We start from the raw sequence: 15,085 nt of genomic DNA on the forward strand, positions 1-15,085 counted from the left end.
AATCCTCCTAATGTGTTTGTGATTCAACACTTCGGAGTATAACTGTTAGGTATCTAACAGTCAATAGTCTAACAAATGTTTGACAAGCCTACTGGGAACACTGTATATTTTAGCTACTTACAATTAGATTCCTAACAATTACGGAGGGGACGATGGACGGTCATGCATTCCCGAGAAGATACGCCTTATATGGAATTGTTTCAAATTATCGGTCTTAAGTTAAAGAAAAGAGCGGATGAGAGTATAAAAGAGTTAGGATTAAGTTCTCAACAAGGAAAAGTAATTGATTATATTTATGAGAATCAAGATAATCATATTATTCAAAAGGATCTTGCAGATCGGTTCCATCTGCGTGGGGCAAGCGTTACAAGCATGCTTCAAGGTCTAGAGCAAAAAGGTTTCATCGAACGTAAAATCCCGACCAATAATGAACGGCAAAAAAATATTTATGTATTACCAAAAGCGGTTGACTTGATTGAAGACTTCAATAACTCATTTCAAAAAGTGGAGGATGAAATCGTTCAAGCCCTTAATGACGAGGAGAAGCAAATCTTAAAGAAATTATTGATCAGAATTAATGAACGCATATAACAGAAGGGCAGGCAGAGGTAACTGGTGGCCAGAACACTGATTTAATATTGTCTAGAAAAAATTGTATAAGGACAAGAACATTAGTTCAGTGAAAGTCACTATTTATGGTCATAATCCTGTCAAGTAGACAAAAAGACGAAATTTACGCTACGACCGTTTCTCGGTATTCCACCGGGGGATGGTCGTTTGGATTATGAGACATACAAAAACTGCAATATTTAAAAATAAAAGTGAGAGGAGCATCATTAATGTTTGATGACATTGATTTCTCACCAAGAATTATTGCTTACACCTCGAATAATTTACATAACTTGGTCCAAGAGTGCTCTAAATATGTAAGGGAAATAATAGGATGAAGATAGTTGACACTTAATAGAGTAAATACTTCATCGTTTGAAAATCTTTCTATTTAAGGAGGTATATTAATGAAAAAACTTGAAATTAAAGTATCTAACTATGATCCCAAGTATGCTGAACATACAGTGAAAATGTGGAGAGATAGTAAGGAACGGGCAATTCGTCAGGCTGAAAACCATAGCTTCGAAAACCATCTATATTTTTTAAATCATATACTATCTAAACAGTATCAAATAGATTTAGCCTTAATTGATGAAAAAGTAGTTGGAATGATTGCCTATAGTGAAACTGAGATAAGCCAACTTTATATTCATATTGATTATCAAGGGAATGGAATAGGGCGAACCTTGCTTAATAAAGCAAAAGCACAAGCAAATGGAAAATTAACTTTATATACATTTGAAGTTAATAAAAATGCCCAAAGATTTTATGAGAATAATGGTTTTGAAATCACTGGTAGAGGACAAGAAAATGAAGAGAATTTACCTGATATACGATATGAATTGAAGTTGTAAAAATCGAATATAAAGTTACATTCAAAAAAGTGAACAGTCTGCAGGTTAGCTGGATGCTTGACCACCCAACCATATTCACTGGAACTGTAATCCCATGTATTTATTATCTTGACAGTAATTGAGTCTGACTCGTAATATTTGAAGTGGAGATGTAGGAAAGGGGACTCGCTGGACAATGTGGAATTCCTTGTAATGATTATCTAAACTGGATCGCTCGACTTGGTGTTTTGGTTATTACCACACGCCTCGTTTGTGATGCCGATCTGCAATCATTCAAGGGACGCGAGGAACCGTTTGATCAAACCCGGGCGCGGATACTTGATGTATCCGTTTTTGTTATACCTAGGATAATTCCATCTCCAATGAAAAATGGATTTCTCCCTCCCTTATTAAACGGAGGAAATAAAATGACCAAACTACATGGAAAAACCGCTATCGTGACAGGCACAAGCCGCCCTGGAGGGATCGGAACTGCCGTCTGCCGCACGTTGGCACACGAAGGCGCTAATGTGTTCTATACCCATCTGTACGATTACGATAAGACAGAGAATCCGGGAGATGCCGACAAGAACTGGCCGGATCTCTTCGCTGAAGAACTTCGCTCTTATGGCATTAAGGCAGCGCATATGGAGGTCGATCTTACCGATCCCACTTCTCCAGCGCGAGTGCTTGATGCGTGCCGGTCGGCTGTCGGGCTGCCGACCATTCTCGTCAACAACGCTACGTACAGCGTATCAGCTGATTTCCGTCAATTGACTGCATCACTGATCGATGCGCACTGTGCCATGAACATTCGAGGTACGTTCATGCTATCGGCCGAATTTGCGCGTATGCTGGAGGTTGAACTGGCCGGCCATCAGGCCCTTAACAGCGGCCGGATCATCAACCTTACGTCCGGTCAGGGTAAGGGGCCGATGCCTGGCAATCTCGCTTATGCCGCAACAAAAGGCGCCGTCTCCACCTTTACCGAATGTCTGTCTGCTGAACTAGCTCCTTTTCACATTACTGTGAATGCTGTTGATCCCGGTCCTACCGATACGGGTTGGATGTCAGAAGAAGTGAAAAAAGCCTTGCTACCGGGATTTCCGATGGGCAGGATCGGTCTTCCTGAAGATGTATCCCGTCTGATTGCTTTTCTGGCAAGCGACGATTCCCAATGGATCACCGGACAAATCATCCATTCTAGAGGTGGGTTTTAATTAGGAAAACAGTTCATTAACGCACGGGATACAATAGTTCCATAAAACCAAATAAAGCCGCCGATCAACAGGATCGGCGGCTTTATTCAATTACTGAGCAGTAAAGTTTAGTTATAATCAACTTTTATCACCAGAAAATAAAGTGTGTTTGGTAGAATTGTGAAGTGAAAATCACATTAACTGGAGTGGATACTATGCTTTCGAGGAAGATTATGCGAAGGTGGCGAAAGAAGCTTTACATCAATACCCAATCATTTGGGAAAAACTTGTGTATCTCGGAATGAGTGATAATGTTACATTTCAAGTTCAGACCAACGATGATAATCAAAAGTATCTTATCAAAATCCATATCTCAACGATTTCCATTCACTCAAAAGGGAATGTCGCATCAGAGCTTATCTGGCTTGAAACTTTGGTTAAAGATACAAATCTCGTCGTACCTGCCCCTGTCAGAAATTTTCAAGATGATCTGGTACTCCGCCTGTTAACGTCTTCGGAACGCTCCACCGCGTGCCAGCGCATAGAAAATTAAGAGAGCAATGATTGACCCAACGATCGCGGGTATGATATGAAATCCACCCACTACCGGCCCCCTCGGTCCCAACAGTTCATACCCTAACCATGATCCAACAAAACCAGCAATGATATTTCCGAGTACGCCTCCCGGCACGTCCCGTCCAATCAGATTTCCGCTTAACCAGCCAATTAGCCCACCAACAATGATTATCCAGATTAAATACACGAATTGGTCTCCCTTCCATTGATTTATTACAAGTTATGTTTCGTTAGGGGGAATGTTGCGGATCATCTGAGAATTGACCATGAAATGATTTCCATTTTAATCCAAGGGTAGTAAAATCGGTTGTACCACCACTCGTATGAATGCTGGTGCAGATGGGGATTGGAGATGGCGAGTATAGAAAGGAGGCGCTTAGGTGTTCATGTTTCGAAGTTCTTTTATTTTAGCTTTGTTGATGATGTGTCTGATGTCAGGTTTGGCTGCTTGTTCTGAGTCAGAGCAAGCGGAAGATAAGGGTGCTTCGACAAAGGCTGACTTCACAGAAGAGATGCAGAGCCTCAATCTGAATCTGGATGAACCGTCATGGAAGCTGGATACCACCCCCGTGAATCTAACGTGGTTCGTTGGGGCCGAATGGTACGGGCACACTTGGGGTGAAAGCCTGACTTCCAAATATGTCACCCAAAAAACAGGGGTCAATATCGAATTTGAAGTACCTACTGGTGAACCAAGCGAGATGTTATCACGGATGTTGACGACCGGTAGTCTGCCGGATTTGATAACCATCGGCTCCTGGGAGAGTGCGGTTAACAAACTTCGGGAGAGTAATCTCATCTATGCCCTGGATGAGCTCGCCAACCAGTATGATCCTTACTTTTACAAGGTAGCAGGTGATGGTGCTCTACAGTGGTATCGGCAGGAAGACGGGCATACCTATGTCATTCCTAATGATGCATACAGTCCCGAACAGATGCGTTCAACCGGCTTGACGGGAGCGAACCAAACCTTTCTCGTACGTAAAGATCTGTATGAATCGATGGGCAAACCGGACCTTAGCACGCCGAAAGGTTTTCTAAATGCACTACAGTTGCTAAAGAATCAATATTCAGTTTATAAAGGACAGCTGATCAGTCCATTTTGGGCACAGGGGAATGCATCCTATGGGATGACCGAATATTTGCAAAATCTGCTTGCAATCCCCCATGAGCAGAACGGTAAAGTATATGATCGAATGACAGATCCCGATTATATCGAGTGGCTGAAAACATTTCGTACCGCTTACGAGCAGGGCCTGATTAATGTTGATTTTCTGGTCGACTCCAGTGCACAGGTGCAGGATAAAACCCACCATGCCCAATATTTTATGATGATTCGGGAATGGACAGACATATCGGACCTCAATTCGAAATTGGAAGTCCTTACGAATCAGAATTCAACCTATATTGCTGTAGATGGACCCCGGAGCAGCAGGGGAGAATCCGCCAAACTATTCCCCGGCAGCATGGATGGCTGGATGGTTACGATGATTAGCAAATCCACGAAAAACCCTGAACGAGCCATCCGTTTTTTGACCTATCTGGCCAGCGAAGAAGGCCAAAAGGATTTATTTTTGGGCAAAGAAGGTGAAACCTGGACGATGGAGAACGGCAAACCCCGGTTGACGGCGGCAATGGTCCAGTTGCATGACACGGATCGGGAGCGGCTGGAAAAGGAATATGGCATTATGGATACCTACTGGATGCTGCGAAACCCTGCTTTCGTTAACCCGTGGAGACCAGAGCATACTCCGTCCATTAAGCAAATGGAGGCGTTCGCTAACCAACACGCCGATCTGGACAGCGGCATCTATAAGGGACTCGATCCTGTAGGAGATTCCGATATAGCGTTAGCCTGGTCACGTATTTCTCAGAATTGGGAAGAAGTGCTGCCAGAACTGATTACAGCGAAGGATGAAGCTGCCTTTGACAAAATTTTTGAAAATTTTCTGATACGTCGTGTGAACTACGGCTTTAACCAGGTGATGGAATATCGCCAGGCTGAACTGGAGCTGCGAAAATCCAAGATAGCCAGATAACCATTCCCTAATACATCGTTATCTACGAGATAACTAGTAATATATGGTATAACAAAGGTGGTGAATACATCAGAATGAAATACCTGCTGAAGAGATTCAGGAAGCTTTATCGCAATGCCCGTATATCCCAAAAGCTGTTTCTGGCATTTAGCCTGATGATTGCGATACCTGTTATTTTGATATCCTTTGTGTATATCCGTATGCAAGAAAACCAGCTATATAAGGACGCTATGGCAACGGGCAACAGCCACGTTTCATGGCTGAATGAACAATTACGCAGAAGAATGGACATGATTGAGAACGTTTCCAATACAGCCCTCACTCAAAAGTCATTTGTGGATTTTATTCATTCCAATATGATTGTGGATGGACTGCGTCTGGTAAAGTTCAAGCAAAACCAGTATGAGCAAATGCTCAATATCATTCAAAGCAATGCGATGATCAGTGAGCTTAGCTTTTACGTCGATAACCCAAACTTGTATGAAATCTGGCCTGAAATCTATCATTACAAGAAATTTTCGCCGCAGGATTATTGGGTAAAGCTTCGAGATGAAGGTGGTGCGGCTTACCGCTTATTTTCTTTTAGGGATGGTGAGCACACCTTATCCTACTATCGTCTGGTTCGCCTTCAAGGGCAGGAGCAAAAACGCCCTAGCATTATGGAAGTGCGCGTTCCCCACAGCATGTTTTTCAGCGACCTGCTACAGGAGAACAAGGGGGACTTCTTTTCGGTGTTGATGAACGAAAGTAATCCTCCCCAGTATGTTTACAATCCCCAGCATGAGTTTTCTGAGAAGTACGGGCTGGGGCTGGAGGAGATCCTTGGCAGTATTCATCGCCAGCTGGATATATCGCCGCAGGAAAGCCCACTTCAGATCAGGGTGGGAGATCAGAGTTACTATGTATTGTATCGATACATCGCTCCGTTGAACACTTATGTAGTCGATATTGCTTCCCATCAGGCATTGATGAAGGGACCGCGCAGTTGGTATGCATTTGTGGTAACGATTACATTATGTGTATTGCTGCTATTTATGCTACTCGTATCCCAAACGACGCGGCGTATTTTCCGGCGATTGGACAGCGTACTCGTTTCAATGCGTCAGGTACGGAAAGGCGAGTTGGATGCAATAATTGATACAGGCCTTGATGAGAACGAAAGAGGAGATGAAATCGATGAGGTGGCGGTGAATTACAATAAAATGTTACATGAGGTCAAACGTTTAATGACACAGGTCGTGGATAAGCAGTTAATTGCCAAAAACGCACAGTTACACTCCCTGCATTCGCAGATTAACTCCCATTTTTTATATAACGCCCTGGAATCGATCCGGATGGTGGCAGAGGTACAGAGGCAGCCTGCTATAGCCAATTCATTGGTGTCGTTGGGCTCGCAGCTGCGCTACAGCATGCAGTGGCGTAGTGATACCGTTGCTGTTCGTGAGGAGCTTGCCAATATCCAAAGTTATATTGAATTTATCAACTTCATGGAAGGCGGCAATATCGTTATGACGGCAGATCTTCCGCAGGAGATACTTCGCTACGCCATTCCCAAGATGTGTATGCAGCCCATCGTTGAAAATGTTGTTCATCACGGGGCACCTTCAGGCGGTAGCGTATCTATAGAAATTACCTTTTCTGTGGAGAATGACAGTCTGCTATTCATTAACATAAGAGACGACGGAGAGGGGTTAGAGCCTGAGATGTTACACCGTCTTCAGGCAGTACTGCGAAGCGAATCGGATACGCCGATGGTTACTAGCAGAAGTGGACTTGGTTTGGAAAACGTGAATAAGCGGTTGCAGCTTCATTATGGCAAGAATTGCGGTCTTTGGATTGATAGTGTGCAAGGTGCATACACCTGTGTAACGATACGCTTGCCTTGGGAAAATGTAAATCTTGGAGGGTGGTAGGGCATGATTAATATCCTGATTGTGGACGATCAAAAACACATTCGTGACGGCCTGCAGGCCATGCTGCATCAATTCCCTCTGGAACTGAACAACATATATTGTGCCGCGAGCGGGATGGAGGCGCTGTGCCTATTGCGGCAGCATTGCATTCACATCGTTATTACCGATATCAGGATGCCGGATATGGATGGGTTGGCACTCATGGCTCAAACCAAAGAGGAATACATGGATGTGGAATACCTCATTATCAGCGGTTATAGTGATTTTACATATGCCCAAAAAGCGATCGGGCTTGGGGCAAAGGGCTACTTGCTAAAACCTTTGAAGCGAAAGGATCTGCAAAATTCCCTGGAGCATGTATGGCAAGAGATTCAGACACGGCAGGCACTTACGCATAATATGCAGCATGTATCCCGTCTCGCCCAAGAGACCGAGAGTAAAGAATTAAGAATGTTTATGCAAGGTGCGTTAAGTGATGACGCATGGATTCTTCAGATTGAGGAAAAAAATGATCCGTTATGGCGTAATTATCGCCTAGCCCTGCTGAGGGAAGAAGTTGGCATTAACCAGCCCGGAGCCAGCAGCACCCATAGTATGGAATCCATTGCTCATCGTGTGTTTGGCAGACAAGGTTGTATTTGCCTGCAACATCGCCCATACCTGATCCTTGCGGTGGATGCGTCCATAGATCCAAGTGTTTATCCTACAGCGCTAAAGGAAGGAAATATCAATGCCATAACGGCCATGACTAACCCGATTCAGGGGTTAAAAGAACTACCAGACAGCTATAACCAAGTACTTGAGCTCTATCGCCACAGTTACTTGTTTCCTGATCAGTGCAGTATCTTCCCAGCACATATTGAGCACATGGAGCAGCAGTGGCAACTTCCCTATGAAGACTTGTATGGACTCTTCCAATCAGTTGGAACAGATAACAGTGGAATAATTACTCAGGGTATTTCTGCACTATTTCACAAAAAGGTACTGCAGCGCTATCCTATTCGCTATACCCAACAGCTCTGCGCCGCCACCGTTCAGATGATGGAGGAATACGAACGAGTTATCCGTCCTTATATGGGGGAAGACGAGCTGGACCTTGAATCATTGCGTAATCTCTTTGATTATCAAGGGATGCGTGATTATATACAAGCATTGCAACAGCAGCTGCTCCGGCTGAATCAGTTCTATTATGACTATAAGTGCAGCTATCGCCATTCGCAGGATCTAAATGAAGCCATTCGTTATATACACGAGAGTTACCATAAACCGCTGGACCTTGCGATGGTATCCAATCATGTATCGCTTAATTATGCTTATTTTTCAAATCTGTTTAAGAAGAATATGGGTAAAGGTTTTGCTGAATACCTACGAGATGTGCGTCTGGATAAAGCACGGCGGCTTCTCGCCGAAACTGATCATAAAATTGTTGAGGTGGCTGCTATGGTTGGATATGAAAGCTACAAAAGCTTTACACGGGCGTTCCGACATGTGATGCAGATCCAACCCACAGAGTACCGACAGATGATGCGGCAGAAGGCAGATTGAATCAAAAGCCAAAAAAATGGGATACCACAAAAACAATTGTACCTTTTCAGCGAATTAACCTATTCGATAGAATAAAGATATCCCTTCATGTAAGCGATTTCCTTAATGCGCATGGATTGGGAGAAGTTATTATTCTATTAAAGGAGGGCAATTATGAATCCATCTCACTTTAGGGAGAAACGCTTTATGAAAAAGGTACTCGGTATGTTGCTTGTGGTTGTGATGCTGACTAGTGTTGGCATACTGCCAGCTTCAAAGGTTCAGGCAGCGGGAACTACCGTAACCTCAATGGAGTACTTCTCACCCGCAGACGGGCCTGTTATTTCAAAATCAGGGGTTGGCAAGGCCAGCTACGGATTTGTTATGCCTAAGTTCAATGGGGGCTCCGCGACATGGAATGATGTTTACAGTGATGTAGGCGTTAATGTAAAAGTGGGCAACAACTGGGTTGATATCGACCAGGCAGGCGGTTATATCTATAACCAAAACTGGGGGCACTGGAACGATGGCGGCTTCACTGGCTATTGGTTCACCCTCTCCGCAACAACCGAGATTCAACTGTACTCCAAAGCGAATGGTGTTAAGCTGGAGTATCAACTTGTATTTCAAAACATCAACAAAACAACCATTACAGCGATGAATGCAACACAAGGTCCACAGATCACAGCAAGTTTCACAGGCGGTGCAGGCTTTACATATCCAACGTTCAACAACAATCCTGCGGTCACTTATGAAGCTGTTGCGGATGATTTGAAGGTGTATGTCAAACCTGTAAACAGCAGCACCTGGATTGATATTGACAATAACGCAGCCAGCGGCTGGATCTACGATCAAAATTTTGGCCAATTCACGGATGGCGGCGGTGGGTACTGGTTTAACGTAACGGAGTCGATCAATGTCAAATTGGAATCAAAGACTTCTTCGGCTAATCTTGTTTATACGATTACATTTAATGAACCTACAAGAAATTCATATGTCATTACGCCATACGAAGGAACAACCTTCACAGCAGATGCGAATGGTTCCATTGGGGTTCCGCTTCCGAAAATTGATGGGGGGGCGCCAATCGCCAAGGAATTGGGCAATTTTGTATACCAAATTAACATCAATGGACAATGGGTTGATATGAGTAACTCCAGCCAGAGCAAATTTGCATACTCCGGTAATGGGTACAACAATATGTCCGATGCCAACCAGTGGGGATACTGGGCCGATTACGTCTATGGCCTTTGGTTCCAGCCGATCCAAGAGAATATGCAGATTCGTATCGGCTATCCACTGAACGGTCAGGCAGGCGGAAATATTGGCAACAACTTCGTCAACTATACCTTTATCGGCAATCCCAATGCTCCACGTCCGGATGTATCCGATCAAGAGGATATCTCAATCGGAACACCAACCAACCCGGCTATCGCGGGCATGAACCTCATCTGGCAGGATGAGTTTAACGGAACTACGCTGGATACAAGTAAATGGAACTATGAAACAGGATATTATCTCAACAACGATCCCGGTACATGGGGGTGGGGTAATGCAGAGCTGCAGCACTACACGAACAACACCCAAAATGTATATGTACAGGACGGAAAGCTGAATATCAAAGCCATGAACGACAATAAATCTTTCCCGCAAGACCCGAATCGGTATGCACAGTATTCTTCAGGAAAGATTAACACCAAGGATAAACTGTCCTTGAAGTATGGCAGAGTCGATTTTCGTGCCAAGCTTCCTACCGGTGATGGTATATGGCCAGCACTGTGGATGCTTCCACAAGACTCGGTATACGGCACTTGGGCTGCATCAGGTGAAATTGATGTTATGGAAGCGAGAGGCCGTCTGCCTGGATCAGTAAGCGGTACCATACACTTTGGTGGACAATGGCCCGGGAACCAGTATTCGGGCGGCGATTATCACTTCCCGGCAGGGCAAACTATTGCCAACGATTATCATGTATACTCGGTAGTCTGGGAAGAGGACAACATTAAATGGTATGTAGACGGCAAGTTTTTCTATAAAGTCACTAACGAGCAGTGGTATTCCGCAGCTGCACCGAATAATCCGAATGCACCTTTCGATGAGCCGTTCTACCTCATTATGAACCTGGCAGTCGGCGGAAACTTTGACGGCGGCCGTATCCCGAACGCCTCCGATATCCCGGCGACTATGCAAGTGGATTATGTACGCGTGTATAAAGAACAGTAATAAAACAGCTGTTTCCATAATTAAAAAAACCGTTGATCTGATTCAGATGATCAACGGTTTTTTATTGTTCATTAGTCTGCGCGAGCTTGAGCATATGGATTAATATGGTCAGAATGAGGACAGAGTACAGTTCTCTGTCCTGGATTGTAAAGTGATGTTGTAATGTCAAAGAATGAAGTTGATAATAATTATCATTCATGCTATTTTGTTCACCAGTAAATAAGGAGCGATCACAAGATGACTTCAAAAGATCGAACAAAACAGTTGCTTCATGACCAATTTATTCGTCTTTTACATGTATATGAGAACCACAAGAATACAGAAATTGAGCATTTCCTAAGTATCGCCCAGCGAGAAAGCATCGAGAAAATCCCTCAGCATTTGAGTCTGGCGGAATTGATCAGGGAGCGCAGAAGCATTCGTAAATGTAACTCTACGCCGGTGGACCAGAAGTTAGTTGTTGATTACTACGTAAGGCTAATCGGCTTCAACCATTTGGTGAGGCTCGCTCGTGGGGTGTGGTATATGTCGGAACTTCAGAAGCACGCATACGGTTTGGTGGACTGCATGCTCGAACAGATGTCGCAGAGCAAGCTCGGCAAACTGATTCCTGTTCTTGGATCAAGAAGATATTTTTCAAGTCAGGTATGATTGTGGAACGAATATTATTATTGATGTTGGGTGGTATGGGAAGGAGTTTGCTGTGGTGGTAATTAAAGATTATGATTGGGATAACCCACTGATGGAAAAACGATGTGTAGACTTGAATAAGTTACATGAATTCGTCCAAAAGTGCTCTGAATATGTAAGGAATATGATAGGCTGAAAATAGTTGACGCTTAATAGAGTGAATACTGCATCTTAGAGAGATTAATAATTCCCAAGTGATCTCAGCTCCAATTAAAGTAATGAAATAAATACACAGAATCATGATACTTGGTAGCGAGTGTCGATGGACAAGATTAAAGCGACTTACATAAATACGTAGGAAAAGAGGGATATAAATGACTACGCTAGGATTGATACGACATGGAGTCACGGATTGGAACGATGAATATCGAACACAAGGCCATTCCGATATTCCGCTTAATGAGAGAGGTCGAAACCAAGCTGAACTATTGTCCAAAAGAATTGGCATGGAACATTGGGACTATATTTATTCTAGTGATTTGTCCAGAGCACTTGAAACAGCGGAAATCATCGGTAAGATCAAGAATATTGAAGTGAGAACAGACCCGCGCTTAAGAGAAATGAACTGTGGGCTTATAGAAGGAACGACAGAACAGGAACGCGTCAAACGGTGGGGATATGGATGGTCCAGACTAGATCTTGGTATCGAATCAAACGATGAGATTGTAAAAAGAGGAAAGCAGTGCCTTACCGACATATCATTAAGACACCCAGACCAGAAAATATTAATTGTGAGTCACGGTGCATTCCTTGGAATGACTCTGAAGAGACTCGTACCCCATGTCGACATGACAGAAAGTCTCTTGAATACATCGATTACCCTGCTGAATACAGGGCAATCGCGATGGAACTGTTCGCTGTATAATTGCACTAAACATTTATAAATCTTTAGCTGTTATCGAAAACATCATAGGCCAAGCAATGCATCGTTAAAGATGAGCTCCTAGAAGAAGTCAAGAAAACAAGAATATGTTCCCATTGCCGATTAGTTGATTAACTAAGTAAGGGCGATGGGTCTTTTTTTTATAACTGAAATACTAAAAGGCTGATTTGTCGTCGCCAGAACCTACCTTGAGCGACAGGGAGACGAGAGCACGGGCTCGAGCCTGTTCTAGATCCGAATCTTCTTGGCGCACACCCTTCATTTCAGATCGACCGCAACTTCGCTGCCTCTTCCAGGGGCTGTGTGCATAGAGGTGAAGATCAATTGTGATAACGCTTGAGTTGAGTTAAATCGCGTCATGTATCGGAAGATTGTTGCATGGAAACTACTCTATTCGGTCTTTATAATGAGGGCAGACTTGGGCAGGAGAGACATAACCGGCTCCGCTCAGGGCACAGCATGCAACAATAAGGAGGCACATCATGCTAACTAGCGATATAGCCGTACAAGTGCATCAACAGGATAATAATCTTGTAAGCGTTACAAATGGGCACGTGAGCCTGGAGATTAATCTTGAAAATGGTGAAGTGTCATGCATCGGCAATCATTCTTCCCAAGTGAAAGGCATTCGTAGTGCTTTTCGCTGGCAGGGCCGGGAATACAGCACGGATCATTATCAGAACCATGAGCTAACGACACAGGAAGATATTGTTCGAGAAGGTTTTGGAAAAGGTATCCGCTTGGTTGTTCTGCATACAGCCTCGTTGCTGCCGCAACTGGAGCAGCATTTCTATATGTATGAATCCTCACCGTATGTACTGGTGCAGACCGCTATAGCAGGTGATGAAGAGCTTAAGGCGAATCGCATGGCTGTCATCCAATCCAAAACCATATCCCTTGGCGGAGAATCCGGCCAAGATGAACCAAGCATTCTATGCGTTCCGTTTGATAATGATAAATGGGTCAGATATACGGTGGTCAAGCCGCCGCTTGATGTGGAAAGCTACGAAGCGACAGCCTTGTTCGCGCCCCAGAGCCGCCGGGGAATTGTGATGGGTTCACTTACGCATAAAGTATGGAAAACAGGGATTCGTATGCAAAGCGAAAAAAGTGGACAGCTTGAGGGACTTGATCTGTACGGTGGTGCCGTGAGTGAACTGACTCGCGATTCCCAGCCTCATGGTTATGTGAAGGGAAAAAGAGTGGAATCTCCCCTGGTATTCGTCGGGTTCTATGAAGACTACCGTGAAGGTCTTGAAGCTTATGGTCAGGCGAATACCTGGATTGAGGCTCAATTGCCTTGGGAGGGCGGTGTTCCGATCGGGTGGAACAGCTGGTCTGCGGCCATGAGTGATCTGGACTATGATCTGTATACAGCGACCAGCGATTTTCTAAAAAATGAAGTACAGCCGCTTGGATTCGAGAATGAGAATACGTTATACATCAACTTTGATGCGTTCTGGGACAATTTTACGCCGGAAGAAATGAAGAGTGCGTTGGACCGGGTACGGCAAAATGGACATAGAGCAGGCACCTACTGGACCCCATTTGCCTTCTGGGGAGGGCCTGATCAGTTCGGTCAGGTGGTTGAAGGAACGAACGGCAAATACACCTATGCAGATATCCTGTTGCGTGACAGTGAAGGCGAGATCCTGCCGGATGTAGACGGTGGTCTGGCTATTGACCCGACACATCCTGGAAACCTGCAAAGGATTGACTGGTTCACGGACAAATTCATCTCGGAAGGTTTCGAATATATCAAATTGGATTTCTTGGCGCATGGCGCGCTGGAAGGGCAGCACCACAACCCGGATATTACAACAGGAATCGCGGCTTATCATTATGGCATGTCTTATTTGCAGCATAAGCTCTCACCAGACGTAATCGGACGACCGTTTTTCATTAACTTGTCCATCGCTCCATTATTTCCTTATGCTTTTGCCCACAGCCGCCGTATTTCCTGTGATGTCTTCGGTACACTTGCAGATACGGAATACCTGCTGAACTCATTGACACACGGCTGGTGGATGAGCAATACGCTCTATCGCTACAATGATCCTGATCATTCGGTGTTGTACAAGAGCTTCAACCAGGAAGCTACCGGCTGGCATGAAGGACGCAGTCGTCTGACCGCTTCAGTTATTGCCGGTACGGTGCTCTTGCTTGGGGATGACTTCCGCAAAGAGGAAGCAGCCGAACGAGCAAAAGAATGGCTTGGCAACAAGGATATTTTGAACGTTGCTCGTATGGGCAAAACCTTCCGTCCAGTTGAAGGTGATTATGGGAAGCTGTCTTCTGACGTGTTTGTCCTGGAATCGCCGGAAGAGAAGGGTTTCTTTCTTGCCGTCTTCAATTTTGATGCTGCACAGGCTGCGGAGAAATCCATCTCGCTGAAACGGGCAGGGCTAAACGCCAATGCCCTATACAATGTGCAAGATCTGTGGGAAGGCTCACAAGGGGAAACGTCTGGAGAGCTCACGGTCTCACTGGAACCGGCGGAATCCAAAATCTTTAGATTGACTGTGAAGGGAAACTGACTGGGCGAGGTGACCATTCAAAGCCGTGATTCCATTTTAAAATAAAAACAAAGTCAAAC

11 protein-coding genes are annotated in these 15,085 nt (G+C 44.5%); 10 read left to right on the forward strand and 1 reads right to left on the reverse strand.

What is annotated here, in order from left to right:
- The first annotated feature begins 162 nt into the window (after positions 1-162).
- From F0220_RS16375 to F0220_RS16385, 3 genes are all read left to right on the forward strand, one after another.
- Entirely contained in the window at positions 163-591 is a 429-nt protein-coding gene (locus F0220_RS16375; RefSeq protein WP_105598913.1) for a MarR family winged helix-turn-helix transcriptional regulator, read from the forward strand.
- A 425-nt stretch (positions 592-1,016) separates the two neighbouring features.
- Positions 1,017-1,463, forward strand: a complete 447-nt coding sequence (locus F0220_RS16380) for a GNAT family N-acetyltransferase (RefSeq protein WP_091020142.1) — start codon at positions 1,017-1,019, stop codon at positions 1,461-1,463.
- A 407-nt stretch (positions 1,464-1,870) separates the two neighbouring features.
- The gene (locus tag F0220_RS16385; protein WP_091020140.1) at positions 1,871-2,662 is read left to right on the forward strand and encodes an SDR family oxidoreductase; all 792 of its coding nucleotides are present in this window, start codon (positions 1,871-1,873) and stop codon (positions 2,660-2,662) included.
- Positions 2,663-3,146: 484 nt separating this feature from the next.
- Here the strand turns inward: F0220_RS16385 and F0220_RS16395 are convergent, their stop codons facing one another.
- The gene (locus tag F0220_RS16395; protein WP_105598914.1) at positions 3,147-3,404 is read right to left on the reverse strand and encodes a GlsB/YeaQ/YmgE family stress response membrane protein; all 258 of its coding nucleotides are present in this window, start codon (positions 3,402-3,404) and stop codon (positions 3,147-3,149) included.
- A gap of 199 nt (positions 3,405-3,603) precedes the next feature.
- Between F0220_RS16395 and F0220_RS16400 the strand changes: the two genes are divergently transcribed.
- The 7 genes from F0220_RS16400 (at position 3,604) to F0220_RS16430 (ending at position 15,026) form a co-directional block, all read left to right on the forward strand.
- Positions 3,604-5,256 carry an extracellular solute-binding protein gene (locus F0220_RS16400; protein WP_181156141.1) on the forward strand — a complete coding sequence of 551 codons (1,653 nt, stop codon included), beginning with the start codon at positions 3,604-3,606 and terminating at the stop codon, positions 5,254-5,256.
- A gap of 74 nt (positions 5,257-5,330) precedes the next feature.
- On the forward strand, positions 5,331-7,169 hold the full coding sequence (locus tag F0220_RS16405; RefSeq protein WP_105598916.1) for a sensor histidine kinase: 1,839 nt from the start codon (positions 5,331-5,333) through the stop codon (positions 7,167-7,169).
- Between the two features lie 3 nt (positions 7,170-7,172).
- Positions 7,173-8,714, forward strand: coding sequence for a response regulator (locus F0220_RS16410; protein WP_105598917.1), 1,542 nt, complete (start codon positions 7,173-7,175; stop codon positions 8,712-8,714).
- Positions 8,715-8,867: 153 nt separating this feature from the next.
- Positions 8,868-10,916 carry a glycoside hydrolase family 16 protein gene (locus F0220_RS16415; protein ID WP_223199711.1) on the forward strand — a complete coding sequence of 683 codons (2,049 nt, stop codon included), beginning with the start codon at positions 8,868-8,870 and terminating at the stop codon, positions 10,914-10,916.
- Between the two features lie 237 nt (positions 10,917-11,153).
- Positions 11,154-11,567, forward strand: coding sequence for a hypothetical protein (locus tag F0220_RS32525; RefSeq protein ID WP_181155434.1), 414 nt, complete (start codon positions 11,154-11,156; stop codon positions 11,565-11,567).
- A 353-nt stretch (positions 11,568-11,920) separates the two neighbouring features.
- Positions 11,921-12,490 (forward strand): histidine phosphatase family protein, encoded by a 570-nt coding sequence (locus F0220_RS16425; protein WP_091020132.1) that lies wholly within the window; start codon positions 11,921-11,923, stop codon positions 12,488-12,490.
- 481 nt (positions 12,491-12,971) lie between these two features.
- A complete protein-coding gene (locus F0220_RS16430) occupies positions 12,972-15,026 on the forward strand; it encodes an alpha-galactosidase (protein WP_105598918.1) in 2,055 nt (684 codons plus the stop codon).
- Positions 15,027-15,085: the final 59 nt, after the last annotated feature.

It is taken from the genome of Paenibacillus sp. 37 (genome assembly GCF_008386395.1).
Classification (GTDB): domain Bacteria; phylum Bacillota; class Bacilli; order Paenibacillales; family Paenibacillaceae; genus Paenibacillus; species Paenibacillus amylolyticus_B.

Excerpts from the sequence above, each read along its gene's own strand:
- F0220_RS16375 (WP_105598913.1), top strand. The coding sequence starts at position 163 with ATGCATTCCCGAGAAGATACGCCTTATATGGAATTGTTTCAAATTATC.
- F0220_RS16380 (WP_091020142.1), top strand. The coding sequence starts at position 1,017 with ATGAAAAAACTTGAAATTAAAGTATCTAACTATGATCCCAAGTATGCT.
- F0220_RS16385 (WP_091020140.1), top strand. The coding sequence starts at position 1,871 with ATGACCAAACTACATGGAAAAACCGCTATCGTGACAGGCACAAGCCGC.
- F0220_RS16400 (WP_181156141.1), top strand. The coding sequence starts at position 3,604 with ATGTTTCGAAGTTCTTTTATTTTAGCTTTGTTGATGATGTGTCTGATG.
- F0220_RS16405 (WP_105598916.1), top strand. The coding sequence starts at position 5,331 with ATGAAATACCTGCTGAAGAGATTCAGGAAGCTTTATCGCAATGCCCGT.
- F0220_RS16410 (WP_105598917.1), top strand. The coding sequence starts at position 7,173 with ATGATTAATATCCTGATTGTGGACGATCAAAAACACATTCGTGACGGC.
- F0220_RS16415 (WP_223199711.1), top strand. The coding sequence starts at position 8,868 with ATGAATCCATCTCACTTTAGGGAGAAACGCTTTATGAAAAAGGTACTC.
- F0220_RS32525 (WP_181155434.1), top strand. The coding sequence starts at position 11,154 with ATGACTTCAAAAGATCGAACAAAACAGTTGCTTCATGACCAATTTATT.
- F0220_RS16425 (WP_091020132.1), top strand. The coding sequence starts at position 11,921 with ATGACTACGCTAGGATTGATACGACATGGAGTCACGGATTGGAACGAT.
- F0220_RS16430 (WP_105598918.1), top strand. The coding sequence starts at position 12,972 with ATGCTAACTAGCGATATAGCCGTACAAGTGCATCAACAGGATAATAAT.